This window comes from Natrinema versiforme JCM 10478 (genome assembly GCF_000337195.1).
GTDB lineage: Archaea > Halobacteriota > Halobacteria > Halobacteriales > Natrialbaceae > Natrinema > Natrinema versiforme.
Window position 1 is genome coordinate 41,003 of record NZ_AOID01000019.1, and the last position, 22,811, is coordinate 63,813.

Below are 22,811 nucleotides of genomic sequence, written 5' to 3' on the forward strand. Positions count from 1 at the left end.
AGACGGTTGACTGTCCGCACTGTCCGCGGACGGCGTCGGCGACACTCGCATCGTTCAACGGGAGTCGCTGTCCGTCGTGTGGGGGTCGGCTATGAATCTCGAATCCGAAAACGGCGAATGGTCGCTCACGAAAGTCGACGACGTAGATCCACACGAGTACGTCACACAACGCGAGAACGGCGCGTTCGATATCGAGGGGACGCCGATCATGGTCCTTGGCGACGGCCCAACCCGAAGCGAGAGCGACCGGCTGTGTGCGGTCCACGTCGTCGACATTGACCCGGAGGTAGACGACACTTCGACAGTCTCGCCGCACGACCTACTCCATTGTGTCTACTGGGTGCGACCGAGCAACGGCGGCACACGCCACGACTTCGGGATTGTCGACACCGAGAACATGATCCAAGCGGTTGCGATGGAACTCAACGAGGACCCGGACATGAACATCCTCTGGAAGAACGACCACGACGAGAAATTCGCCGGCCACGTACTCTCGGCGCTGCGGACAAAGTTCGGCGACGACCGAATCCAACCCGACGGCGAAACGCGCGAGGACGCACTCGAGCGTGCACAGAACGACGGCGCGGACGAGTCGGACGACCCCGACGGGTGGCCCTACTACGATCAACTACCCGACGATGTGGGCCGTTGCTCGGTCGCTGGCCGCCAGCACAAAGCGACGGATGTCTACAAGACCGACGACGGCGCGCTCGAGTGTTCGCTCTGCAACGGGGTGATTCGATGACCGACGCTGGCGACACGCTCGCGGCGATCGCCGCCGACGCGAACGTGCTCGGATTCAAACCCCACGTCGATGCGCTGGTACTCCAGCCGGGCGGCACCACGTTCGTCTACTACACGCGCGACGACGAGATTCGGTGTGTCTACCGAACCGCTCACGGCCCGGATGCATGGACTGGCGGGAACGCGAAAGAGGCCGACCGAGTGCGCGAGCACGTCCGGGCGGTCGGCATCGAACACGTCGAGACGACCGACCAGCGGCCGTTCAATCGACTCAGTAGTGGCCCGTTCCGCGACACCTCGCAGTTCTCGGACGCTCGGCTGTGGGCGCTGGCCGACACCTTCGGGGACTTCGAGTCCATCGCGACCGCGCGCTCGGATCTGCTCGAGACCGCGCCCGGAATCGGAGAGACGCTGGCCCGCAAAGCTGCGCGTGAACTGGCACAGTACCCGCTTACGGACGCTGACGAACAGGAGGTGAGCGACAGTGAGTGAATCCGACCCATCCAGAGAACTAGTCGAATCGCTACACGAACAGGCGTTCGAAGCACAGTCATTCGCCCGCACGGTACTCGCCGGAACGCTGGCCTACGAGGACGGCGTACTGGAGAAATCGCAACTCAACGACCTCATCGAGAGTACCAGCGACGACGGAATGATCCCATCGGAGTGCTACCCTGGCGACGAGTATTTCGACCGGGCACAGACGAAACTCGAGAATCGATACTGACCATGACTCAAACTCCCGACCGAATCACCGAATCGAACGACCAGACCATCGTGGGCGGCGGCCACGTCGCCTACGAGATAGACGCGACGGAACGGCGCGCACAGTCCCTCTCGTCGAAACTCGAGACGGCGATCGAGGCGTTCAACGCCCGCCAATTCCACCACGCGCCGAAAGAGAGTGTCGGCCCGAAACGCGCCCATACCGAGTACAAACTCCGGGCGATCACAGACGCGATCGCCGAGGCGAACGAGCGGCCGTCGTTCACCAAGCATATCGACGGCGAGTTGTCCTACGTCGTCACGGAGGGGTACTATCCCGACGAGTACACGCATTTCGTGGACCTGACCGATATCCCGGCCGACCAGCGCCACCGGGCGCTTTCGACGGTCCAAAACACGCTCTGTCGGCACGGCTATATCGTCAACTCGCTTCGGAGCGGCGACGACGGGACCCTCGAGAAACTGCATATCGTCTCGCTGGCGTGGGTGTACGACGCACGGTCCCACGGGAGGACGGCGGCCGATGAGTAGCGCCGAACACCGCCCGATCCCCGACGGCGAGACCCACGTCGCACGCATTTGGTGTCCCGACTGCGGGTGGGAAAAGGTAATCGAGAAAGACGGCCCGGCCAACGCCGAGCACGCGCCGGATCTCCCGGCGGCCCGGTATTTCGCTCGCAACGATATCGCCCGGCACGTCTCCGAGCGCGAGTTCTTTCTCGACGAGTCGTGTACGCCGTTTCTGTTCCGCTCGGACGGCTCGATTCGGCGCTTCGAACCGGAGGTGTGCGAGTTTGTCGAGTGACGAATCCGAGTCTGACACGGGAGACTATCGCTGCCCCGATCACGGCCAGGTCTCACCGAACGATCGCCAACACGAGGGCCGAGCCCACGCCTTTGTCTGTCCGAGAGACAGATGCGGGCAGACGGTAAAGAATACAACAGTTGATTGGGACGCATACTGGGACGCCAAAGAGAACGGCGAGAATCCGCCATGTCCCAACTGCGGGAGCGACAACATCGGTTCGGTCCCGGCGAGCCCACCGTTTCGCTGCCGGGACTGCGGGAACGACTATGGGTGGGCGGGAGCCTACCGACCATGAGGCTCGACGAATTCGCTGAACGTATTTTCCGCAGTTGGCAGCTAATCTAAGTCGTGCTCATCAATAGCGTCTCGAGCCGATCGTAGGTCCCGAATTAGCTTCTCTACACCGTCGCGATCGGTAGTAGCAACAACACTCTTTGAATCTTGAATCATTTCAATCTCCACGATCCCGTCTTCTCGAGTTCTGACTTCGTAATCAATCTCGTTATCTGACATCGTGATAATCTTATCCACCGTTCATTTAGAGCTTCTCTTTGACTGATAGCCCGGACAGATAGAACACTCACAACCGAGGAAACGACGCCCGGCGCAGCGTGGGCAACGACCGACGCCGGACATGATCTGAGACGATGATCGGATGCCGCGCACGGGAGCGCGACGTGAGATCGTATCACACGGGGCGTTATCAACTTCATGGCTCGCTGAGTTTCACTCGAAATGAGGTGTGTCGAAACGCCACGAACGGCGCGGGGGAGTGTTAAACGCCCGCTCGCGGTGTTCTGGGGAGTGTCGCGCATGTGGAACGCGACAGGCAAACGGATGCGTGCTGGCCTGTTGAGTTCCGTGCCTACACGTGTTGGTCACGTCGCCTGCCACCATAACGGCTATATCTCGCTAGTCGAAAGTCGGGTGTGGCCGTCGCGTCTGCCGGTTGCGGACGGTCTGACAACGTTGATCGGTCGGCGTTCTGCCTGCCTCCGCAACCGTCACGGCGGCGGCCGTTTCCTATCTACGAGAACCATCACGAATTAGATGTTTCAGTGAGAGGCCGGCTCTATGGGTGAAGAAATGATCTTCCCGTTGATCGCCGCGATAGTCGTTGCTCTCTTTGCGATTGTCCTCTGGGAATACTGGCTCTCTGGAGTGGTGTTCGACTTTATTTGCGGTATCAATGAGAACGCGATCGGCTGTTCGTAACTCGGCGTCTATTGCCGGATTACTGGCGTCTGAACTATTTTACCCGTGAGTAATCCTGTATTCGAACACTACACCCGAATCAGTTGTCTGGATAAGCTATATGTATCTCGTATCTGTATTCAGTATCTGTATATGGCTGATTCCATCAAACGAGCCTGTGCCTACGTCCCTAAGGGGGGCGTTGGCAAGACGACCAGCACGGCACACATCGCCGTTTCGGCGGCACAAGGCCATGGACTCGATGTTCTGTTGATCGATCTTGCGGGGACACAGAACGACCTCGCGACCCAGTTCGGGCTCGCCGATGAGGTCACTGATACCGACGCGCCGGTTTCGGCGGTGTTCGGTGACCAGTGGGAGTTCATTCAGGAAAACATCGATAACGTCGTCGAGCGCATGGTCTACGAAACCGACGAGGGGCCAGACCTAATCCCGGCCGACGACGGCCTCGGCGGGGCCGACAACAATCTCGCGAATGTTCCGCGGGAAGATCGGTACGGCCGACTCGAGGCGTTCATCAATGAGCAGATCGCGCCCGAATACGACCTCGTCTTGCTAGATCTGCCCGGAAAGGAGGACAATATCACGATCAACGGCCTGTTCGCTGCCGAAAACGTAGTTGCCCCGCTCCGACCGGGAGAGTTCGAACGGAAACAACTCGAGAATCTCGAGCGCGAGCTGACCCTAATCCGTGACGACGAGGACCACGACGCCGACCCCCAACTCCGACTCGTCTTTGCAACGATGGTCAACCAGACCACGAATCTTGCCGAGAAGTTTGCGAACTCGCTCGAGACCGAATATCCAGAGATCGCAGGCACGCCAGTTTCGCAGACGGCGAATATCGGCAACCAACAAGGCGAAGGCCGAACGCTGTTTGCACTCCCTGACGACGAGTTGTACAACACGGGCGAACGCGCCCGCGACTCGTACCGCGAACTAACGACCGACCTACTTGACCGACTGGAGGAACGATAATCATGTCCGAAGAGGAAGCCGAAAATGCGTGGGAACAGTCGAAAGAACAGAAACGAAAGGACACGCCGGCCAAGGCCGAGGCCGACGACGCCGACGACGAGCCACAGTCGCTCGAGGATGCCGTAGCCGAGGCATACGAGAAAATCGACAATAATGACCTCTCCTCGAATCTCACGCTTCGCGACGAGAATCTGGCGGCGCTGTTCCACGGACTCGAGGGCGCGAACCAACTCGAGGACGTAGGCGTTGCGGCAGCTGACGAGATCAACTGGGACCAAGAGGATACGGACACACGAGCCGGTGTCCTTCGAGCGTTGGTTCGGATCGGGCTCAATGAGGTAGACAGCGACGAGGACGACGACGGAATTATCCAAGCGGGCAAGGACGGCCGCCGACAGTACTACGATTCAGACGATTTCTGATTAGTCGCTCCCGGAAGAATATTGTATCTGGATACTGTATACAGATACTGGATACAATGGCGATGAACAAGTCCGACTATCGGGAACGCTGTCTCGAGGCGAAAGGCGAGCAGTGTACGATCTGCGACGCGACGGAGAGCATAATCGTCCATCACATTGACGGCGACCGAGAGAACAACGACCTCGACAACCTCACACCCGTTTGCCGATCCTGCCACAACCGAATCCATGGAAATCACCCAGACTACCGGGAGTGGTACGAGAAATTAGAGGGCGAAGCGGGTCCTGCATTCGCGCAGGCCGAAGCTCTTCAGAAACCGATCTACATCCGAGAGGAAGCGTGGAACGAATACGACGACTCCCTCGCTCTTGACGTTCGGAAGAAGCTGTACGACATGGATTTTCGAGATTACGATCGCCGAGAACTGCACGAAGCGACGCTACTGGTAGCAGCGGAACACCCAGAGCTAATCGTCGAGAAGTTCCTCAAAATCCGAGGCGAACTGTAGCCGCCATACTGTATCTGGATACTGGATACGGATATTGGATACTATTATAGTCTTGCAGTGTGACGTATTCAGTGAGCGGGGAAACCCGCCAGATACCAAAATGGCAGAACGCAATTCGCGGGGCGTCAGCCCCGTCGTTGGCACAGTTGCATTACTCGCGCTCACGATCGTCATGGCGGCCACGACCGCCGCGTTCGTCATGGACATCCACCCGCCCACCGAGCCCGATCTCCGACAGTCCCTGGAGTCCGACGACCAACCTGAGACGCCCAACGCGACCTTCCAATTCACCCAGAGCCGCGGCCTCACCACTGTTACCCATTCCGGCGGCGACACGCTCGCAGCCGACCGCGTGACACTCGCAACCGACGACGGCTCGCAGCAGTGGGCCGACAGCGGCGAGGTGACAGAGGGCGACTCGCGGACCGTTTCGGGGAGCGGGGTTCGGGTTCTCTGGAACGGGGAGGTGATCGGTGAATCTGGTACGTAGGGCGGCTGTCGGGGAAACAACTAGTACGAACGAAATTGAAATTTTAGATATGACAGAGACAACAGAGACCGACGAGACGGACCAAGAATGGGCAGAGGAGATGCTGTTAGACGCGGTAGACAACATCGCCGACGTGCAAAACCACTACGACGAACTCACCGACGAGCAAGAGGATATGCTCGCGGACGCGAAATCAGGAATCGCAGCCGTCTATACGAACCTTGACGGTGAGGTGGTATTCGATCTATGACCGACGATACTGAGCGGATAGTGAACGGACATCGGCTTGAAGACCTCGGACAGCCGAACCCCTACGTCCCCGATAGAGATGCTCGTTGTATCGATTGTGGACTGACGACACGCGGGACCATTGACCCGTTCCGAGAGGAACCGTGTAACGGAGACACGGGAACAGAGCAAGCCGAGAGCAAGAACGCGGACCAATGATAGACGACTGTCCCAAGTGCGGCGGCGAAGCGCGCTTTTACGACGGTAGGGGGCCTGTGTGCCGGGATTGCGGCTGGCATCCCCACCAAGGCAAAGGCGGGAAACCAATGTCCGATACCGAAGTGAGGCCAGACCAATGACCGAGACTGATTCATCGATCCCCGACATGGCCGAGATCGACTGGGGACCGACCCGACGGCCACTCGAGGCCGGCGACCCGTGTCCCGAATGCGGGCACCCGTTCAATTCCGACGCGTGGGACGTGCGCCACGTCCACGGCGGCCCCAGTGCCGGCGAGTCGTGGCTCTACGAGTGTCCGGGCTGTGAGCAAGAAACCTGCGTGATCGGCACATGAGCGGGACAGATTCGCCCTCGAGCACGTCGGAATCGGGACCAGAGCACGTCGGCGGCTTAGATACCACCTCGGAGTTGAACGCGGCGTTCGGGTGGCGTTTGGCGTTCATCCCGTTTGCCTATGTCCTAATCGGCCTCATGTACTCCGCCGGATACATGTCATTCAACGTGTGGCATGAATGGCTGTTCGTGGCGCTCATCGGACTGTATACGATCATTGGCCCTGCGGAGTATCTCTACCACCGACGACGGATCGCTAGCACCGACTCGTAGAAACCCCCGACCACACTGCTTTTCTTAAAAGTCGGTTTGGTAGCCGACCGTGACGCGGCCTCTCGCAATACCTGTTGGGATTCGGCCGTTCCAACCACTGGATCGACCAAACCTATTTTGGCCCTCTCTCCTATAGCGGCTATCGTGGTGCCGCTACCGTTGCACAGAGGCCCACACCCCAGAACCGAAGTCCACAGGACTTCGGGGAAGGGGAACCGGTATTGGGGCACTTGCTCGCTTGGACGCTCCTTACGGCACGTCTTCATTGCGATGAGAGTTCCCGCACCGTATTAGGTGCTGGAAAAGGCCTTGACCCCCCCGTTCACGTTTTAGGTGCTTACTTGGGTGGCTGGCGGCCCCTTAGGGGCTGTGCGAGCGCAGCCCGTACCACCTGCCCGACATGGACTTTTGCGGCCGTTGACCGGGTGATACTGTAGCCGACCGTTTCCGATCGGCATCATGCACCGCATTCGATACAACAGCCGCAACGATTATAAATATTGCGACAGTGATTGTGAGTATGGGCAAGACGATAACGGTGTCCGACCACGTCTACGAAATGCTATCTGAGTTAAAAGACGAGAAAGACCACCAGACATTCGACTCTGCAATCAGGGAGGTGCTACGCGATGCCGACCACGAAATCTGAATCTGACACCTACATACGGACTGTCACGGTCCCAATTGAAACACCAACTTCCCGAAAGACTGGGATGCTCAACCGACAGATCAAAAACTACCTCCTGGCACGCCAGTATGCCGCTAAACACTTCCAGAGCGACGGCGTGGTGGCCAGCGATCTAACGTACTCCAAACGCAACGAGCTTCGGAAGTCTATCCGCACAAAGCCCGATGTCGATTTGAATGCACGGTCGATTGAAGTGGCCATAACCAGGATGGCGAAAGACTACAGCAAATACGAAACAGATCCGCGGGCGAGTGAACCGTGGCCTGAGGGTGTCAACATCATTGCTTACTCTGCACAGACGGCATATCTGTTCCACGATACTGGTCGGTACTATCTTTGTGTCCCTGGGAAGAACGACCACCTGATCCTTCCGTTAGTTGTGTCTGACGATCAATACCACCAAGAAGCTCTGCCTAATCCCGAGGCCGCGAAGGACAGTGGACGCCGGCCGGGAACAGCGTTGGAAGATTTCGGACCAAGCGATTTCCAAGGGACGGCTGTCGGACTTGGACAGTGTTCGGTAGTGAAACGCGGTCCTCGAGAGTTCGAACTCCACCTTTCGGTGAAACGCGAGCAGAAGGCGTCACGCAATGTTACTACGCCGCGGTACATTGTCGGTGTCGATCGCGGCCGCAACCAACTCATCTACGCAGCGCTTTATGATCGAAAGGAGGATCATGTGAAACAGTGGGTGAATGTTTCCGGGGACGAGGTCGAGAACATGATGGATCAAGTCGCCGATCGAATCGCTGAATGCCAACAGGCTGGCGTGCTCGAGGAGATGGACAAACTCCGAAGACGGCGACGCCGGTTCAAGCGACAAAAGGACTACGAGGCCGCAAATGAGATTGTTGACTTGGCACATGAAGGTCTGCGCGGACAGTCCACACTCGAGTCATATGGCGTTGTAATCGTGCTCGAGTATTTATCTGGTATGAGTCGGCTAGGTGGGTACTCGGCAGAGCGAAGGCGGTTCGCTGAATGGTCGTACTACCGGCAGTATCTGGCAATCAAAAACAAAGCCGAACCATACGATATTAGTATTGAATCGGTCGAATCAGCCTACACTAGCCGAAAGTGCGCGCGGTGCGGTGTCGATGGTGATGAAACACACCGTTCGGGCATACACTTCGAGTGCGAATCGTGTGGGTACGAGATCCACGCCGACGCGAATGCGGCCGTAAATATCGCAAAGCGGTATGCAGAATCGCTTGAAGCGTAACTATTGAGACTGGGACTGTGGAAAGATGCGGCGCGGCCTCGAGCGCGCCGTGATCGTGTAGACAGACGGACAGCAAAATTCTATCGGAAATGGCGGCCAGCTATCGGTCACTCGCCGTCGGCCCACCGATCGAACTGCGCGACGGGCCGGTGACTGATTCCGTTGTAATTCTTCGGCGGTTCCTTTTCGCCCGTATGAAACGCTTTCCACCACTTGCCCATCGCGTCCTCGAGTTCGTCACTGTCGACGACGGCGAGGAAATGACCTGGCTTCAGATCCTCGTCGAGCGTGTAGACGACGTAGGTCGGTCGCTCCACCGTCTCGTCGTCACCCATCGTCAACACCCTTCCCGAGTACCAGCGCCCCCGGCGTCTCGCCACAGAGCGGACAGGAAAGCACACCTTCGCCGGGCTTCGAGACACCACGCACGGGCTCCTCGCAGTCGGGACAGTGGTAGTTCGCGCCGGTATCGGCGGGCCGACACCGCACGTCGAAGCTCAGCCGGTCGGTTTCGTAGCCGAGTGCGCCGACCGACATGGCGTGTTGCTTGTGGAAGGCCAGCAAGGAGAGGGCCAGTTCCGTGTCGCCGTAGCCCCGATACGGATCGACCTGTTCGGCCAGCGGCGGCGGTTCGAAGTCGTCGAGTGGGTCCGATCGGTCTGTCATTCGGAATCCTCCAGTGCCGCCTGCATTCGGTCCCGAACCGATAGCTCCCGCACACGGTCGGCGGGCGTCGTCTCGAGGATTTCACTCACACACGACTCACAGACCGGCACATCGACCATGCGCTCGTAGTTCTCGAGTAACCGGGCGATATGGGTCGCGTCGCCACGGCAGCCGTCGTAGTATTCGCAGTCGGGCATTTCGAGGTCTAACTCCCGGCCGTCGAGTGTTTGCTGGGTAGGTTCACACATCCGAATCACGCTCCGCTGGCACGACCTCGAGTGTCCCGCGAATCCGAACCGACTCGGGGAAGGCCCCCGTCTTCGGTTCGCCGACCGCATCGGCCACGGCCTCGGCAAGCGTCTGGTAGGAGAGCACCGACAAGTCCTGTGCATCACCGACTGTCATGTCGATCTCGACGGTTTCGGACTCGTCGTTACTCACGGCCGTCACCTCGCCCGAGTCGGTCCCGAAGCTCCCGTTTGGAAAGCGGCGAGCGATAAACTGTCTGCCGGTGGCGGTGCCAGTAGGCCGTCAGCCCCACGGTAATGACGGCGACTATCCCACACGCGAAAACGAATTGGTTACTCATCGGTATGTCCTCGCAGGTCTGTTTCGTCGGCCACGAGCTGTCGAACCGCCGCGCGGATCGCTGCACTCCGATTCGGGAACAGGCCAGCATCGACCAACTCCCCGAGCGCGCCGAGTTGGGCCTCGGTCGCCCGGAACGTGACTCGTTCCATGCTGCCGGTCGTCTGTCGGTCGTGGTCGCCGGTTTCGTACTGGGTGGCCATCTTAGGTTCCACCTCCGTAGAAGCCGACCGCTTCGCGGAACGCTTCGACCGTTGCCTCGTAATCGCAGGTGTCCATTTCGAGGTAGCAGTGCCACTCGCCGGGCTCACCAACGAACTCGTAGAAGCGCCACCCCTCCCGATCGACGCGGACCCACACTTCGGGACAGACCGACTCGTCGAATTTGTCGGCAGTCGCGGCGTACTCGAGTTGCTGTTTCGGTGGGAACCGATTCGTTTTCACCTGCACGAATCGCACCGGCCACGGATCTTTCGCAGCGAGCACGTCGATGAACCCGAGCGGGTCGGTATTCGAGTAGGCATCGACCTTATCGACGTTGCCTTTCCCGTAGACGCGACCGAGGATATTCGCGGCTTCCCGTTCGTTCCGTTCGCCCTTTTCGTTCGTGGATTCACCCGAGGACATCTACGTGTCACCTCCCGGAATCTCCGATTCGACGGTCGCCGTCTGGCCCCACTCGTCGCCGGTCGAGTCACACTTATACGCGTGCGAGCGAACGACGCGCTCGGCGATCTCGCGGTTCGTATCTTCCGAGAGTCCGGCCGCGTCGAGTGGGCGCTCGAGGGACCAGTCGCAGTCCTCGCAGTGGGCGCGGGCGACGCCGGTCTGTGTGCTCATTCGGAATCACCGTCGCGTTCGATCGGCTCATGCTCGAGCGTAGAGTCGAATCCCGCTTCGACCGCGTCGAGGACCTGGCCTAACTCGTCGGCCGACGGGACGTAGTCGTCGTGTGGAAAGAGCCGAACGACGCTTCCGCGGCCGACCCACACTCGGAGTCTTTCGTAGGTCTCTGTCGAACAGATTTCACCGTCGTAGTACGGCGTGTTCCCACCCCCGCATCGGCCACCGATCGTCTGATCCGGGCGGTGGTCCAGCGGGGAATAGCCTCGTTCCTCGAGCGCGTTGTGGAACCGGTCGGTATCTTGGTCAACGTCGCCCGTGAATCGGAGTTGGGCCGGAATCGACGCTGGTACCTTCCGGTCCCTGAATTGGCTCTCGGTGTAGGTGTAGTACATTTCCTCGAGTGCGCGACGGACAGTCTCGCTGTCGGTCATGCCGAACCACTCTCCTCGCTCGCGTCGAAGTAATCGGCCAGCGTCACGCGCGGATCGTCCGGTACGTCCGCATCGTCCTCGCGGACCGGATTCACTACGTCCTTGATGGGGCCGTACTCCGAGCCGTACTCGAGTAAGGCCCGTTCCACGTAGGCAGGGATCTCCTCGAGCGGGCCGACCCGTTCGGCGTATTTCTGAATCTCGCCGTCGCTGTCTTTCCAGAGGACGGTCCGACAGACGACGACGGCGGTCTCGGGCTCGGTCACTTCGGCCGCCCACTCTTCCCGCGTCGGATTCGGCCATACCTGGAGCACTGGATTCTCGAGTTGCGTGCGCGGGTGCATCCAGTGAACTTCGATTTGATCCTGTTCGACGGTCTCGGGGTGGTCGTAGTCGTCGCTCATGCCGACTCACCGCCCTCGATGTACCGCTCGAGATCCGCCCGCCGGAGCACGGCGTCGGGCACGTCTGCCGGCGACGAATAGGCGAGCGAACTGTGAATCGCACTCCGGTAGTTACTCAGCCGGTAGCTGTTCTCGATGCACTTCCCGCAGGGCTCGAGATCGTATTTCAACACGGCTTCTTCGACGGTCTCGGCATCGACACGCGACCACAGCGACCCGGCGGGCAACCGCTGGCCGCATTTCGGGTGGTACTCGTAGTCGTAGCCCTCGGCGTCGCTTTCGGCCCGTTCGTGGACCGTGCCCGACGACGAGGAGACGAATCGAACGTCGCCGGCTTCCCGAATCGTATCGCCGTTCGGGGCCGTCTTGGTTCGGCGCTCCGGGCGGTCGTTGCTACTCATCGTCGCCCCCACGCACGCCGATCTCCGAGAGTTTCACGAGCACGTTCTGGTAAGCCAATTTCCGACCCAGATAGTCCGCGTCGTCGGTCTCTTTGTACCGCTGTGCGGCCTCGTCGCGTTGCTCGCGAAGCCACTGGCGGAAGAGGCCAAACTCATCGGCCTCTTTCGCTGCCGTCTCGAAACCGTCCAAGAACGCCCGCCGTTGGGCTTGCACGTACTCCTCGGCGGCGCGTTCTTTCCACTCTCGGTAGGCGGTTTCGTGCAGGTCTCGGCTCATCGCGTCTCACCCCGCCAGACCTCGAGATACGTCCGACTCACCGAGTACCAGCGGACATTCTCGAGCGCCAGTGTCTCGGCGATAATCGTCTCGGGGACCGCCACGCCGTCGTAGTCGTCGACCTCGTGGTAGCGTCGGGGTTCCCCCTCGCACACGTCGTAGAACCACTGCCAGCCGGTCGTGCGGTCGTGACACCGAAGCACCGTGTCGCCACTGACCAACGCCAGCGGCCCCGGTCGATCGCTCACTCGCTGCCCACTCGCCTGTTGCGTTCGTGCTTGACTCATAGCAACCTCTGATTCCGGCGGGCTCGTATGCTCGAGTCGCCTGAATCCTATGTGTATGCTACACGAAACATATGTAAAAGTGTTCTCCCGACAGACGGGTGTCTTGGGTAGGTAAGACTCACGAAAACAGCGGAAACGGTGGTGTGGACATAACACCTATATCGTCGCCGTGCACACGGCTCGATATGCCCACCGACGCCATCGATATCATGGAGCGACTCGAGGACGACTACGCCGACGCACACACTGCCGACGCCCAACCCGAGTGGACCGACGACCTTCGAGACGCCCACGATGCGATTGAATCCGCGTTCGTTCGGGTCTGCGGCCCGGTGCCGTTCCCACGGATCGAACTCGAGGTGTACAATCAGGCCGCCGATGAAACTGGCTGGCACCGCATCGAACTGTCGGACGGTAACTGGGGATACGCCTACGACAACCCGCCGGCCGGTGTCGTCGCAGCACAGGAGTTTCTCGAAGAGTGTGTCAATGCCGATGCATTCGAGGCGTGGTGGCGCGAGCACGTTGGGTTTGGTGGCGACGAGTAGTCTGTCGGCGGGTTCTTTATCCGACCGTTCGCCGAACACGCTTCTATGGACGACATCACCGAGTTCGAAGCCGTTGAAGAGGACAGGCTCGAAATGACTGTCTCGGACGGGACGACCTACGAGTTTCCTGTCTCGCACGCCCCGGAACTGAAAGCGATGTTCGGCGACCTCGAGATCGACGGCGCGGAGGTGCCGGATATCGAGTGGTCCGGCGAGAACTTTCGGGAACGGGCTGCGGACGAATAGCACTCTCACCCACTGCAACCGTCCCGAAGCCCTATCTCTCCAGTCGGTGAGCGACCGCATGGCCGGCGAGGTGGTCCGGCCGGACAACAGCCGTCTCGCGTACCACCACCTTTCGTGCGATGGATTCACGACGTTACAGTCCCGACTCTCTCCTATGCCCGAGTCCCGAACCCAACGCTTCCGTGGCCGCTCGCCACCCGATCGCGACGACGAGTGGGCCGTCTCGACTGTTGCCCGCCGGACGACCAACCGCGACGGCGCGGCCGTCTGTGCGGCGACCGGCGAGACTGTGTCGCTGTCCGAGCCCCATTTCTACGTGACGCTGGTCTGCGAGAGTGAGTATCGCTTCGATCCCGCGGAGTACGATCACCTGGTCGTCGCCAAGGGCGCGCTCGGTGAGCTGGACGACTGGCTTGAGGGCGGGGAGTAGTTTCACTTTCGCCGCGGTACGGGAACCCTTATTCATCCCGGCAAACATATCTATATCTGTATGAGTGACGAATCCAGCGGCAACGTTTCGTTTAGCATCGATGAGCAGGCCCGACTCTTTGCGTTCGATATCGACCGAAAGGGGCACAATGCCTTGCTTCCATTATTCAAAGATATCTCGAGCGTACTCGAGGTCATCAATGAAACCAGGCCGACCGGCGGGAGTGATGGACTCCAAGAAAATGAGATATATAATGAAGTGCACAACGATCTCAAAACCAATCTGGGGGCGGATATCTCCCCGATGCTGGAGTTTCTGGCAGAAATAGACTATCTTGAACAGACGCCATCTGGGAATTGGAAACTCAAGTCATCCGAAAGCAGTGGTCCTAGCATATACACGGCATAGACCCAACTCTTTTTAGCGGAAGCCGAGCCCAACCCCGTCGATGCGAACCTCACAAGAAGACCTCCTCGTCGTCGAGGCGCTCGTCGAATATCACGCCGACCGAATGGATGTCCAGCCCGCTCGAGCGAGCAGAGCGTGGGTGCTCGCAAAGGAGATCGCCGCGAGCCACGGGCTCGAGATTGAGGATGCGCTTCGGCAGCGGGATAGCGTGTGAAAATCAGCCGTGAACTACCGGCGAGCGAGCGCCTTGTTCGCCCGGCGCTTGTGCTTGAACTCCCGAACCCGCCGTGCGAGCCGCGCCGTCCACCCGCGATAGTCTACGTCGATATCCACGGTCTCGAGATCGCCAGCGCGGTCGTGGGTATCGATCGACAGTTGGGCGGCGTTCTCGAGGGCCGGTGCGGACACCCAACACTCGCTGCGAGGCTCGCCGTCGACGGTGGTCGTGGTTGCGAGGTCGCTATCGAAGCCCTCGAGACCGTCACTCTCTGGCGGCAGGACGTGGATGAAGGTCACGTCGGGGTCGGTTCGGAGCACGACCACGTGGTCGCCGGCCGACGGGGCCGGGAGTGTCACGGTTTGCGGGACGACCCGCGGGATGCCGTCGCCGGTCTTGGTTTCGACCGCTTCGACGTTGCCGTACAGCTCGAGTTCGATTGTTTCGGTCATTCGCTCTCACGCTCGAGGTCGTCCGGGTTCCAGTATCGCGCACAATCGTCACACAGCCACCGATCGCCGGTTCGCATTTCTCTCACTGTGCCCGAACAGACGGGACAGGTGGACGTCGCTCGCTGGTAGTGGGTGCCGGGTTCGCTCATTCGGTCTCACCCGTCGCCCCTGCGTGCAGTGAGCGATTGTCGCCGCGATCGTGGGTTCCGAGCGCGGTATGCCCACACGGCTGGAAGGTGTACTCGACGAGTGTCACCGCCCACGCCGAGACGATTTCGCCGCCGTTCGCGACAGTGAAATCGACGCCCGGATCGTCTCTGGTCTCGGACTCGACTTCGGCCACGTCGTTGCCACACGTCGGGCAGACGATTCCCGCGCCGTCCTCGCTCTTGGATTGTTCGTTTTCTGTCATTCGGAATCACCGTCCTCGAAGGCCGTTTCGGCGGGCTTGAAATGCAACTCGGCGCTTTTCGCTGCCGCGTGCCCCTCGAACGCGACCAGCCCGTAGCGCACGGCCGCCCGGAAGACCGGCCGGAGATCGACGCGCGATTTGTCCTCGTCGCCGACGACCGAGACTGCGGCCGAGGTCTCGAAGTCCGTGGCTTCGACGCCCTCGAGACTGTTCGCTTCGGCGACAAACCCCCCGAGTCGATCGGCCGGCGGGCGGGGATCGGGCTTCATTCAGTCTCACCGTCCTGTTGGGCCTCATACTCGGAGCGCCACATGAGCGTGTTGTGACTCTCACACCACGGACACCGGAGGCTGTCGCCGGGTTCGTGGTCGCGCCACTCGCCGTTGCCACAGTTCGAACAGACCACGGGGTCGTACTCGGTCTCGCCGCCGGCTGGGCCGTCGCCCGTGGGGTGTGGTCTACCCTCGCCGCCTGCCGGCCGCTCGAGGTCGGTCCAATGGACTTCGATGTATCTCCCGTCGCCGGCCGCGAAGTCGTCGGTGCCTTGCTGAATCTCGGTGACGCGAATGTCGTCGGGAACCTCGGCCGTCTGGCCGTTCAGGTAGACGCGGAACGGGTTTGAGAGGCCAACGTCACCCATTGGAATCACCACAGACGGCCTCGCGCAACTCGTCAAGCAACTCCGGGTGATGTTCCTTGAGTAGTTCGGCGTCTTTCTCCAGTTCCTCTATACGCGAACGGACGCGAGAAACGGACTCGTATTTCTTCTTGTCCGGGTCGCCACTCTCACCGGAGATCCGTTCCCGGTCCGTCGTCGTCATGACGGCACGATATTTTCCTGTCCCGGTCTGACTCTGGTGTTTCTCCTTGTGACAACCTTTGCACAACGTAACCAGATTGTCGGGCTCGTTCGTTCCACCCTCCGAAACTGGCTCTTTGTGGTGGACATTCGCTGTTTCCACGTGTGGGTTATGCTTCCCACCGACAGGCTCGTCGCATTCTTGACACTCGTACCCGTCACGCTCGAGGACCGCTCGGCGCGTACTCTGGGCTAACTTTTGTCGCCCTGAACCACTCATTCGTTCTCACCACAGATTCCGTCGCGCAGCTCGTCGGCGAGCGAATCGTGCTCCTCGAGTGCGCCTAGATCCTCGTTAGTGAGTTTCTGAATCTTCGAGCGCACACGCGAAACAACGACGTAGTAGTAGCTGTCCGATACGTCCTTTTCACCGTGTAGGATCGCTTTCTCGTCGTCGGTAAGCAACGCCCGACGATCGTCTTCGGCCATACTGTTGGCTGTCATCGAAGCCATGTTACCAGTTTCGGTAGCCCACCTTATCAAATTACCGTATATGGTAGCGTTACCACAAGCGGTAACTATATAATGGTAGCTACCACATGTGGTAATATGGCAGCGAAGAACTCTACCGCGGACGACGAACCACTCACCGAAACCGAACAGCAAGCCGTCGACGTGATCGAAACGGCCGGCGAGGGCGACCAGGTCCTATTCAACGATCGTGTGCAGCCGCTGACAGTCAAACGCGACAACGGCAGCCCTGTCGGACTCGGAAAAGACAACTCCCTCGTGCTCGAGGGGCCACGCGGCGGCCGATACACGCTTTCGCACAACACCCGCTACGGAAACTCGGTTTCACTCCAGCGACACACCGGCTACAACGACGATGGATTCCGAACCTACGACGACCTCACGCTCGAGTCGGTCGAACTCGTCAACCACCACGAGTTCCGAATCGGGCAGGTACTCGAGGTCACGGACCCACTCTGCGAGGAATACTACGAGGTCGTGACCGATCTTTCCGATGGCGGATGCTACGACGTGGAGACGGTCGGCATCCGAATCCGCGACGGAGAGATCGCTGGCACGAAAGAGACAGGCCTGTTCTACAGCCACGACAAAGAGCGCCTGTTCAACGGCCAACTCGAGGTTGTCGACGACCTTGGACTCTGGAACGGGTCGCGGGCTGAGTATTACGACACCGAGGCCGACGAGACGGTCTACCTCTCCGACCCGCACATCCGCGGCGTTGACTGTCGCCCCGTTGACGGCACCGGACTCGAGGTCGTGGACTGGGATACGATTCTGTTCGGTGACCGGTTCGAACTCGCCGACAAGGACGACGAGAAAGAGGTCATGACCGACGGCGGGACGGTGGCCGCGAGCGGCACGGAACGATACTGCGGGACGTGTGGCTCCGAGTTCGACGAGTGGTCCGTTCGCGATGGTTACGGGCCAGTTTTCGAGACGATCGAATACACGTGCCCGAACGGCCACCGGGCCAAGGAACACTACGACCGTCGGGGATATGTCACGCAGAGTCTCGGCGTGAAGCGGCGTTCGCGGGGTACGGAGGGCGGCCAATGACGGTCTCTTACTGCCCTGTCTGTGACGACCGCACGGTTCACGTTCCCGTTCGGCCGACCGGCGGCGTCGGCGTCCGCGAACGCTGTTACGAACACACCGACATTGACGAGCAGATCGACGCTGGCGAGTACGAACTCGCACACTAACCCGCGCTGGTGCTTGTCGGGGTTCGATTCCTCGAGCGGGCGTCGGGCAACCCCCGAAACGCAACCATGTCCGAGAACGACGACTCAGACGACGATTCCGAGAACAAACACACCGGCAACCCGGAGGGCGACCGATTCACGAAACTCCGCGGTGCCGAGTACGACCGCGTGAACGATCTGCTCCGCGACCAGACCACACTCACCGCCCGCGAGTGGGCGATCGCCCGCGTGTGCAACGATTTCCGAACCGGAACGGGAATCAAGTACACGGCAGCCGGCGAGGCACTTCCCGATATCGTCCCGTTCATGGCCGACGAGTACTCTGCCGGCGCGGTCAGTAGCGCGAAGCACCGCTTCGACACGAAAGTCCAAGAAGCGGCCGGGACGCTGTTGTACGGCGCGCTGTGTGGCGTCTACACGACCGACGAACTAGACGAGATTCTACACGACGCGACCGAAGTGGCGAAGTTCCTGATTGAACTCGAGGGCGGGGAAATCGACCACGAGCACGAACTCGAGGCCGAACAACAGCTCGCCGACGCCATGCGTGAGGTTCGCGAGAAAAGCGTCGAAGTGCGCGACCGGCTCGAATCGGAGGACGACGATGGGGGAGAATAACGTCTCCTCGAGTGCGGGCTATCCGACGCCTCACGACAACACCTGCGACGAGTGCGGGTTCGAATGGCGCTCGCGGGGAACGCCCGCCGCGTGCCCGGAGTGTTCGGCCGACATGCCAGCACACGGGACGTGTATCGATCTCTTCGACCGCGCCCGTGGCGTCGACGAGACGCCGGTCGGCGAGGATGCGGTTGCTGACCTTGACCGAGAAATGGATCGGCGACTCGTCGGCGACCGTGAGACAGGGCTGTTCGACGGCCTAACCGACGCCGAAGATGACTACTACAAGGAACGCCGGAGTTACCAGCACTCTGGCGAGCGCGATGGCCCGGAGTTTCGCGGCCGGTTCTGGCAGGTTCAACGGGAAAAGGCACTCGAGCGCGATCGGCGCTGTCAGTCCTGTGGGATCGACCGGCGGCACTATCAGGAATTTCGCGGCTATGATCTCGACGTACACCACATCGTCCCTGAGAAAGAGTTCGAATCGGCCGTCGATGCACACGCCCTCGAGAACCTAATCACGCTCTGCAAGGACTGTCACGGCCATCTCGAGGGCGTTCCGCGGAAGAAACTCGTCTCGTACACAGAGTACCACGACTGGTTGGATAACGACGAGTAATCATTTTGGCGTAGCCGGGTGGCTCAAGTTCGTATCTCACCCTCTGGTTTAACACGGTTCTACACGCATACGGTCGCGTCGTTACTAAACTCGTGTGTCCTACGTGCGACACACGGACAAGCAGTAGTTTTACGTGACTGTCAGTTGTACTCAGATACGTGAAAATGAGAGTCTTAGAATGCACCCAACCCGGAGGAAACGGGGTTCTCGAGCGGGTGGGCGCATGAATAGCCAACAGGAAACGATCAACTGGTCCCAAAAATCGCTCGAGGAACTCCGCGAGTTCTGGTATGCCGAAATCGAAACGGCGCTGCGACGCGCCGGCCACGATCTCGAGTCTCGACCGACCTACCAGGACATCGTCGACGCCGGCTTTTCGGGCATCGCCTACACGCTGCGCGAACACCACGAGATGACGCTGACCGACTTTCTCGAGTCGGTTGGCTACGAGGGACCCGATACAGACGACTCCTACCAGTGGGGGATCGGCGACGAAACGACCATCGACGCGCTCGAGGAACTCCTGCGGCGGATCGATAACAAACGGGCCGACTCGACGACGCGCTCGAAGCGCTATCGGCTCGCAACCTACGTGCGGCTGTACGAGACGGTCCACGGCACGGCGGCGATCGTCGACCGTGTGCTGGACGAGGAACACGAGTACGACGAACTCCGGCGCATCGAAGCCGTCCTATACGAACTTGACGACGAACTCGACAGTCCCGAATCGAAGCTCCGGTATCTGAGCGACATTCGAGAGTTCTACACCCATCTCGAGACGCGCCACGGTGCGCCGTTCAATCCGGCGGACAACGTCGACCACGGGGAAATCTGGGACGGACGGGTCGACGACGAAAAGGACAATCCGGCGCTCTCGAGCGGCCAGGTGCGGACGCTGTACGACGCCGCCGACGGCCCCGACGAGGGGCTTCTCGTACTCGCGCTGTGTGCGTGGGGGCTTCGCCGAAGCGAGGTCGCACGGTTGCACGTCTCGCAGCTCGTACTCGACGGCGACGACCCGCATATCGCGTTTGACGACCGAAAGAACGGGCCGGGGACGGTCGCGTTGATCTACGGGGTGCCCGAACTCACCGACCGACTCGATACCCTCGGCAGCCGCGATCGGGAGTGGAACGGCTATCTGTTTCCTTCGACCGAGTCCTCGAGCGGCCACGTGACCGGCGAGACGATACAGGCTCGGTTCAAGCGGCTGGCACAGCGAGCGGAGGTTCGCGTTCGCGGCGAGTGGCCGACCTCGAAAACAGGTCGTCGATTCTGGTATACGACCTACAATCAGGCCATGACTGACCTACTGGACAATCTCGACGTGATCGCTGGTGAACAGGGGAGCAGTGATCCATCGGTGGTACTGAAAAACTACCTCTCGGAAGCCGAACGGCGGAAGTACCGACGCGAATTCATGCGCGAACGGCTTGCTGAGGCGTTTGAGAGGTAATCGTGGGCTCGAGAGTCACCTGTGCCCTCGGCGTACAGGCGGCGGGCTTTTTCGATCGCGGTTTCGTCACTCGAGAGGCGGTCGCGAGCGTAGTAGACGAGTGTGCCGACCGCAAGGACGGCGTAGAAGATGGTTTCGAGGGTCTCGAGCATGGGGTTAGGCGTCCGAAGGCACGCCCGTCCGCTCGAGTTCCACGACGTAGCGGTGAATCTCCCCGTCCTCGGTGGTCACGTCCATATAGACGTACATCGACTCGATTTCCTCCATATCGACGTAGTAGCCGCTCTCGATATCGGCATACTCACCGGCCGCAATCAGCGAATAGGCGTCTTCGGGGCCGGTCTGACCGTAGGAGTATGACGACGGATAGTCGAGTCCCGCACTCGTGGTGGTATCGACGCCGTCGATGGAGAGGTGATACCGGGCCTTCGGCACGACACTCCCGTTTTGAATCTCAAACTCGATATTCGACGCCGAGACCGCGTCCCCGTCGGTGTGGACCGCCGCGATCGGCCGGTCGTCATCCGTGGCGTTCGCTGGCGGCAGTTCGCTCTCGGAGACGCCCGAGACAGTGACGTTCGGGCTGTCGCCGTCGAGCGCGGTGGCGTTTCGGATCCGCGGCGAGTACTTGCCGTCGTCGTAGGTCTCTGGGTCCGTCGCGCCCCGGCCGTCGAGTAGCCGCTCGAGGCTGGATTCGTCGTCACTGTCGTTCTCGTCTGTCTCGTCATCGGTGGACCCGGCGGTATCGTCGAGTCCGTCGCCGTGACTCGAGTCGACCGCCGACTCGTCTGTGGTACTCGCGCTGTCCATTGGGAACGCCGCGCCGACGCCGATCGGCACCGCGACGAGGACAACGATCGCCACAACGAGCGCGCGCTTTTGAGACCGCGAGAGTGAGATCGACCGGGTCGAGAGTGCGTAGGCTCCGCCGATGAACGCGACCAACAGCGTTGTGTGAGCGGCCCACATGAACGCCCACTCGGCGACGACCCACGGGTAACCGTCGAACAATGCTCGCGCAATCTGGGCGTCGCCGTTGAACATCACGAGCCCAAGAAACGCGACAAGTCCGACCGGGCAGGCGAGTATCCACGGGACGACTGTCTGGGCGTACACCCGCCGGACCGGGAGAACCCGCGTGAGTACGGCGAACACGGCGAACAACACTGGAGCGACGACCGCCCCGACTGCAAGGCCTTGGACTGCTGCATCAAGGGCGCTCTCGAGTCCGAGATCGACGGTGAACGTGTCGGAACTATCCCCACCGTGTGCGAGGAGTTCGATGTAGACCGACGACAGTGCCGTCGCAAGGTAGACGGCGAGGTAGACGGTCGCGAGTCGGGACCACGCGACGCTGAGAGCGCGGTCGGTGAGCGAGCGATACTGTCGGCTAACGGCTGTTGTGAGTGTCATTGTGGTGAATCAGTGAATCGGTTAGTCGTAGCTCTTGAGCGTCGCCTGTTCGGTCTCGTGTCCGTCGTCGTACTCGCGGCCTCGATAGACCCCGACGGGCGTCCGCACGACGCCGTTTTGTTCCTCGGCGTACCAGAGATCGGTGTCTTCGGGCCGCAACCACTCGCAGTCGTCCTCGGAAACGTAGTCGATCGCGTCGGCGAGCACGCGATTCCACGACTGCCAGTGGTCGATATCGTCCATCCCGGGTTGGTCGCCGTCGTCGCCGATCGCCCAGTGACACAGCTCGTGTAACTCGAGCAACGCCATACAGGCCCCAAAGGGCGGGAGTCGATCAAACGGTACGTCGCCGTCAGTCCACGCCGTCGGCGAGTAGCTATCCCCGAGTGCGGATGCTTCCATCTGCTCGAGGTAATAGAAGATCACGTCCCCCGACTCGGCGGGATACCAAAAGGCGTTGAGGCCCGCCATATCGTGGCCGTCGTCGAACGATGCGGGCGGGCGGACCCACTCGTCGGTGCCGGCGAACTCGATTTCTCGGGCGTCGAAACAGTAGACCTTCCGCGGATCGCCGTCGACGTGAACCGCGTACCGGGCCAGGATCTCGATATCGCCGAAGGTGTAGCGCCGGAGTGGCGACGGCGGCGGGAGTGTGTTCTCTGAGCGGTCGTCGGTGCTCATGGT

The 22,811-nt window shown here is 60.5% G+C and carries 46 protein-coding genes and 1 pseudogene; 25 read left to right on the forward strand and 22 right to left on the reverse strand.

Annotated elements, in window-relative coordinates:
• Window positions 1–91 precede the first annotated feature (91 nt).
• Genes C489_RS05850 through C489_RS05870 form a run of 5 tightly spaced genes read left to right on the forward strand, consistent with a single transcriptional unit; the run spans window position 92 to window position 2,275 of the window.
• The gene (locus C489_RS05850; protein WP_006430250.1) at window positions 92–745 is read left to right on the forward strand and encodes a hypothetical protein; all 654 of its coding nucleotides are present in this window, start codon (window positions 92–94) and stop codon (window positions 743–745) included.
• The gene (locus tag C489_RS05855) at window positions 742–1,236 is read left to right on the forward strand and encodes a hypothetical protein (RefSeq protein WP_006430251.1); all 495 of its coding nucleotides are present in this window, start codon (window positions 742–744) and stop codon (window positions 1,234–1,236) included. Before C489_RS05850 ends, C489_RS05855 begins: the two co-directional genes overlap by 4 nt.
• Window positions 1,229–1,471 (forward strand): hypothetical protein, encoded by a 243-nt coding sequence (locus C489_RS05860; protein WP_006430252.1) that lies wholly within the window; start codon window positions 1,229–1,231, stop codon window positions 1,469–1,471. Before C489_RS05855 ends, C489_RS05860 begins: the two co-directional genes overlap by 8 nt.
• A 2-nt stretch (window positions 1,472–1,473) precedes the next feature.
• The gene (locus C489_RS05865; RefSeq protein ID WP_006430253.1) at window positions 1,474–2,001 is read left to right on the forward strand and encodes a hypothetical protein; all 528 of its coding nucleotides are present in this window, start codon (window positions 1,474–1,476) and stop codon (window positions 1,999–2,001) included.
• Entirely contained in the window at window positions 1,994–2,275 is a 282-nt protein-coding gene (locus C489_RS05870; protein WP_006430254.1) for a hypothetical protein, read from the forward strand. Before C489_RS05865 ends, C489_RS05870 begins: the two co-directional genes overlap by 8 nt.
• A 339-nt stretch (window positions 2,276–2,614) precedes the next feature.
• Here C489_RS05870 and C489_RS21855 read toward each other — a convergent pair whose 3' ends face one another.
• Complete coding sequence (locus tag C489_RS21855) at window positions 2,615–2,791, reverse strand: hypothetical protein (protein ID WP_160163637.1); 177 nt, start codon at window positions 2,789–2,791, stop codon at window positions 2,615–2,617.
• Window positions 2,792–3,352: 561 nt separating this feature from the next.
• Between C489_RS21855 and C489_RS21860 the strand changes: the two genes are divergently transcribed.
• From C489_RS21860 to C489_RS05910, 10 genes are all read left to right on the forward strand, one after another.
• On the forward strand, window positions 3,353–3,493 hold the full coding sequence (locus tag C489_RS21860) for a hypothetical protein (RefSeq protein WP_160163638.1): 141 nt from the start codon (window positions 3,353–3,355) through the stop codon (window positions 3,491–3,493).
• Window positions 3,494–3,625: 132 nt separating this feature from the next.
• Entirely contained in the window at window positions 3,626–4,471 is an 846-nt protein-coding gene (locus C489_RS05875) for a ParA family protein (protein ID WP_049890644.1), read from the forward strand.
• A gap of 2 nt (window positions 4,472–4,473) precedes the next feature.
• Entirely contained in the window at window positions 4,474–4,893 is a 420-nt protein-coding gene (locus C489_RS05880) for a hypothetical protein (protein ID WP_006430256.1), read from the forward strand.
• 56 nt (window positions 4,894–4,949) lie between these two features.
• Window positions 4,950–5,402 carry an HNH endonuclease signature motif containing protein gene (locus tag C489_RS05885; RefSeq protein WP_006430257.1) on the forward strand — a complete coding sequence of 151 codons (453 nt, stop codon included), beginning with the start codon at window positions 4,950–4,952 and terminating at the stop codon, window positions 5,400–5,402.
• A 100-nt stretch (window positions 5,403–5,502) separates the two neighbouring features.
• The gene (locus C489_RS05890; protein WP_083902766.1) at window positions 5,503–5,892 is read left to right on the forward strand and encodes a type IV pilin; all 390 of its coding nucleotides are present in this window, start codon (window positions 5,503–5,505) and stop codon (window positions 5,890–5,892) included.
• Between the two features lie 49 nt (window positions 5,893–5,941).
• Window positions 5,942–6,142, forward strand: a complete 201-nt coding sequence (locus C489_RS05895) for a hypothetical protein (protein WP_006430259.1) — start codon at window positions 5,942–5,944, stop codon at window positions 6,140–6,142.
• 333 nt (window positions 6,143–6,475) lie between these two features.
• Complete coding sequence (locus C489_RS05900; protein ID WP_006430260.1) at window positions 6,476–6,694, forward strand: hypothetical protein; 219 nt, start codon at window positions 6,476–6,478, stop codon at window positions 6,692–6,694.
• A complete protein-coding gene (locus tag C489_RS05905; RefSeq protein ID WP_006430261.1) occupies window positions 6,691–6,966 on the forward strand; it encodes a hypothetical protein in 276 nt (91 codons plus the stop codon). The genes C489_RS05900 and C489_RS05905 overlap by 4 nt, the downstream gene beginning before the upstream one ends.
• A 520-nt stretch (window positions 6,967–7,486) precedes the next feature.
• Window positions 7,487–7,615 carry a hypothetical protein gene (locus C489_RS22865; protein WP_275039570.1) on the forward strand — a complete coding sequence of 43 codons (129 nt, stop codon included), beginning with the start codon at window positions 7,487–7,489 and terminating at the stop codon, window positions 7,613–7,615.
• Window positions 7,596–8,876, forward strand: coding sequence for a zinc ribbon domain-containing protein (locus C489_RS05910; protein ID WP_083902767.1), 1,281 nt, complete (start codon window positions 7,596–7,598; stop codon window positions 8,874–8,876). Before C489_RS22865 ends, C489_RS05910 begins: the two co-directional genes overlap by 20 nt.
• 107 nt (window positions 8,877–8,983) lie before the next feature.
• On the opposite strand, the gene C489_RS05915 is transcribed toward C489_RS05910, so the two are convergent.
• From C489_RS05915 to C489_RS05970, 12 genes are all read right to left on the reverse strand, one after another.
• Complete coding sequence (locus C489_RS05915) at window positions 8,984–9,211, reverse strand: hypothetical protein (RefSeq protein WP_006430263.1); 228 nt, start codon at window positions 9,209–9,211, stop codon at window positions 8,984–8,986.
• Window positions 9,204–9,542, reverse strand: coding sequence for a hypothetical protein (locus C489_RS05920; RefSeq protein ID WP_006430264.1), 339 nt, complete (start codon window positions 9,540–9,542; stop codon window positions 9,204–9,206). The genes C489_RS05915 and C489_RS05920 overlap by 8 nt, the downstream gene beginning before the upstream one ends.
• Window positions 9,539–9,790 (reverse strand): hypothetical protein, encoded by a 252-nt coding sequence (locus C489_RS05925; RefSeq protein ID WP_152423113.1) that lies wholly within the window; start codon window positions 9,788–9,790, stop codon window positions 9,539–9,541. Before C489_RS05925 ends, C489_RS05920 begins: the two co-directional genes overlap by 4 nt.
• Window positions 9,783–9,983, reverse strand: coding sequence for a hypothetical protein (locus tag C489_RS05930; protein ID WP_152423114.1), 201 nt, complete (start codon window positions 9,981–9,983; stop codon window positions 9,783–9,785). The genes C489_RS05925 and C489_RS05930 overlap by 8 nt, the downstream gene beginning before the upstream one ends.
• Window positions 9,984–10,123: 140 nt before the next feature.
• Entirely contained in the window at window positions 10,124–10,333 is a 210-nt protein-coding gene (locus C489_RS05935) for a ribbon-helix-helix domain-containing protein (protein WP_006430267.1), read from the reverse strand.
• 1 nt (window position 10,334) lies between these two features.
• On the reverse strand, window positions 10,335–10,757 hold the full coding sequence (locus C489_RS05940) for a hypothetical protein (RefSeq protein WP_006430268.1): 423 nt from the start codon (window positions 10,755–10,757) through the stop codon (window positions 10,335–10,337).
• Entirely contained in the window at window positions 10,758–10,970 is a 213-nt protein-coding gene (locus tag C489_RS05945; protein ID WP_006430269.1) for a hypothetical protein, read from the reverse strand.
• Window positions 10,967–11,407: a hypothetical protein gene (locus C489_RS05950; protein ID WP_006430270.1), complete on the reverse strand. Its 441-nt coding sequence runs from the start codon at window positions 11,405–11,407 to the stop codon at window positions 10,967–10,969. Before C489_RS05950 ends, C489_RS05945 begins: the two co-directional genes overlap by 4 nt.
• Window positions 11,404–11,811, reverse strand: a complete 408-nt coding sequence (locus C489_RS05955) for a hypothetical protein (protein ID WP_006430271.1) — start codon at window positions 11,809–11,811, stop codon at window positions 11,404–11,406. Before C489_RS05955 ends, C489_RS05950 begins: the two co-directional genes overlap by 4 nt.
• Window positions 11,808–12,212: a hypothetical protein gene (locus C489_RS05960; protein ID WP_006430272.1), complete on the reverse strand. Its 405-nt coding sequence runs from the start codon at window positions 12,210–12,212 to the stop codon at window positions 11,808–11,810. The genes C489_RS05955 and C489_RS05960 overlap by 4 nt, the downstream gene beginning before the upstream one ends.
• Window positions 12,205–12,489 (reverse strand): hypothetical protein, encoded by a 285-nt coding sequence (locus C489_RS05965; RefSeq protein ID WP_006430273.1) that lies wholly within the window; start codon window positions 12,487–12,489, stop codon window positions 12,205–12,207. Before C489_RS05965 ends, C489_RS05960 begins: the two co-directional genes overlap by 8 nt.
• Window positions 12,486–12,776, reverse strand: a complete 291-nt coding sequence (locus tag C489_RS05970; protein WP_083902768.1) for a hypothetical protein — start codon at window positions 12,774–12,776, stop codon at window positions 12,486–12,488. The genes C489_RS05965 and C489_RS05970 overlap by 4 nt, the downstream gene beginning before the upstream one ends.
• Window positions 12,777–12,961: 185 nt before the next feature.
• On the opposite strand from C489_RS05970, the gene C489_RS22550 reads away from it, so the two are divergent.
• From C489_RS22550 to C489_RS22105, 5 genes are all read left to right on the forward strand, one after another.
• Window positions 12,962–13,324: a hypothetical protein gene (locus tag C489_RS22550; protein ID WP_006430275.1), complete on the forward strand. Its 363-nt coding sequence runs from the start codon at window positions 12,962–12,964 to the stop codon at window positions 13,322–13,324.
• 45 nt (window positions 13,325–13,369) lie between these two features.
• The gene (locus tag C489_RS05980) at window positions 13,370–13,570 is read left to right on the forward strand and encodes a hypothetical protein (protein ID WP_006430276.1); all 201 of its coding nucleotides are present in this window, start codon (window positions 13,370–13,372) and stop codon (window positions 13,568–13,570) included.
• 154 nt (window positions 13,571–13,724) lie between these two features.
• Entirely contained in the window at window positions 13,725–14,000 is a 276-nt protein-coding gene (locus C489_RS05985) for a hypothetical protein (protein WP_049890645.1), read from the forward strand.
• Window positions 14,001–14,060: 60 nt separating this feature from the next.
• Window positions 14,061–14,408: a hypothetical protein gene (locus C489_RS05990; protein WP_006430278.1), complete on the forward strand. Its 348-nt coding sequence runs from the start codon at window positions 14,061–14,063 to the stop codon at window positions 14,406–14,408.
• A 40-nt stretch (window positions 14,409–14,448) separates the two neighbouring features.
• Entirely contained in the window at window positions 14,449–14,622 is a 174-nt protein-coding gene (locus C489_RS22105; RefSeq protein WP_006430279.1) for a hypothetical protein, read from the forward strand.
• A 14-nt stretch (window positions 14,623–14,636) separates the two neighbouring features.
• On the opposite strand, the gene C489_RS05995 is transcribed toward C489_RS22105, so the two are convergent.
• From C489_RS05995 to C489_RS06025, 7 genes and pseudogenes are all read right to left on the reverse strand, one after another.
• Entirely contained in the window at window positions 14,637–15,077 is a 441-nt protein-coding gene (locus C489_RS05995; RefSeq protein ID WP_006430280.1) for a hypothetical protein, read from the reverse strand.
• 145 nt (window positions 15,078–15,222) lie between these two features.
• On the reverse strand, window positions 15,223–15,489 hold the full coding sequence (locus C489_RS06000) for a hypothetical protein (protein ID WP_006430281.1): 267 nt from the start codon (window positions 15,487–15,489) through the stop codon (window positions 15,223–15,225).
• Window positions 15,486–15,758: a hypothetical protein gene (locus C489_RS06005; RefSeq protein WP_006430282.1), complete on the reverse strand. Its 273-nt coding sequence runs from the start codon at window positions 15,756–15,758 to the stop codon at window positions 15,486–15,488. The genes C489_RS06000 and C489_RS06005 overlap by 4 nt, the downstream gene beginning before the upstream one ends.
• Window positions 15,755–16,129, reverse strand: coding sequence for a hypothetical protein (locus C489_RS06010; protein ID WP_006430283.1), 375 nt, complete (start codon window positions 16,127–16,129; stop codon window positions 15,755–15,757). The genes C489_RS06005 and C489_RS06010 overlap by 4 nt, the downstream gene beginning before the upstream one ends.
• The gene (locus tag C489_RS22555) at window positions 16,122–16,310 is read right to left on the reverse strand and encodes a hypothetical protein (protein ID WP_006430284.1); all 189 of its coding nucleotides are present in this window, start codon (window positions 16,308–16,310) and stop codon (window positions 16,122–16,124) included. The genes C489_RS06010 and C489_RS22555 overlap by 8 nt, the downstream gene beginning before the upstream one ends.
• 45 nt (window positions 16,311–16,355) lie before the next feature.
• A pseudogene (locus tag C489_RS23020) lies at window positions 16,356–16,568 on the reverse strand (HNH endonuclease); the annotation flags it as partial.
• Window positions 16,565–16,801 (reverse strand): hypothetical protein, encoded by a 237-nt coding sequence (locus tag C489_RS06025; RefSeq protein WP_239642036.1) that lies wholly within the window; start codon window positions 16,799–16,801, stop codon window positions 16,565–16,567. The gene C489_RS06025 and the pseudogene C489_RS23020, both read right to left, overlap by 4 nt.
• A gap of 96 nt (window positions 16,802–16,897) precedes the next feature.
• Between C489_RS06025 and C489_RS06030 the strand changes: the two genes are divergently transcribed.
• The 5 genes from C489_RS06030 (at window position 16,898) to C489_RS06045 (ending at window position 20,714) form a co-directional block, all read left to right on the forward strand.
• Complete coding sequence (locus tag C489_RS06030; RefSeq protein ID WP_006430287.1) at window positions 16,898–17,875, forward strand: hypothetical protein; 978 nt, start codon at window positions 16,898–16,900, stop codon at window positions 17,873–17,875.
• On the forward strand, window positions 17,872–18,021 hold the full coding sequence (locus C489_RS21865; RefSeq protein WP_160163639.1) for a hypothetical protein: 150 nt from the start codon (window positions 17,872–17,874) through the stop codon (window positions 18,019–18,021). Before C489_RS06030 ends, C489_RS21865 begins: the two co-directional genes overlap by 4 nt.
• A 66-nt stretch (window positions 18,022–18,087) precedes the next feature.
• Complete coding sequence (locus tag C489_RS06035) at window positions 18,088–18,639, forward strand: DUF5806 family protein (protein ID WP_006430288.1); 552 nt, start codon at window positions 18,088–18,090, stop codon at window positions 18,637–18,639.
• A complete protein-coding gene (locus tag C489_RS06040; protein WP_006430289.1) occupies window positions 18,626–19,258 on the forward strand; it encodes an HNH endonuclease in 633 nt (210 codons plus the stop codon). The genes C489_RS06035 and C489_RS06040 overlap by 14 nt, the downstream gene beginning before the upstream one ends.
• A gap of 223 nt (window positions 19,259–19,481) precedes the next feature.
• Window positions 19,482–20,714: a tyrosine-type recombinase/integrase gene (locus C489_RS06045; protein WP_006430290.1), complete on the forward strand. Its 1,233-nt coding sequence runs from the start codon at window positions 19,482–19,484 to the stop codon at window positions 20,712–20,714.
• 156 nt (window positions 20,715–20,870) lie between these two features.
• On the opposite strand, the gene C489_RS06050 is transcribed toward C489_RS06045, so the two are convergent.
• The gene (locus C489_RS06050) at window positions 20,871–22,127 is read right to left on the reverse strand and encodes a hypothetical protein (RefSeq protein WP_006430291.1); all 1,257 of its coding nucleotides are present in this window, start codon (window positions 22,125–22,127) and stop codon (window positions 20,871–20,873) included.
• A 21-nt stretch (window positions 22,128–22,148) separates the two neighbouring features.
• On the reverse strand, window positions 22,149–22,808 hold the full coding sequence (locus C489_RS06055) for a hypothetical protein (protein ID WP_006430292.1): 660 nt from the start codon (window positions 22,806–22,808) through the stop codon (window positions 22,149–22,151).
• Window positions 22,809–22,811: the final 3 nt, after the last annotated feature.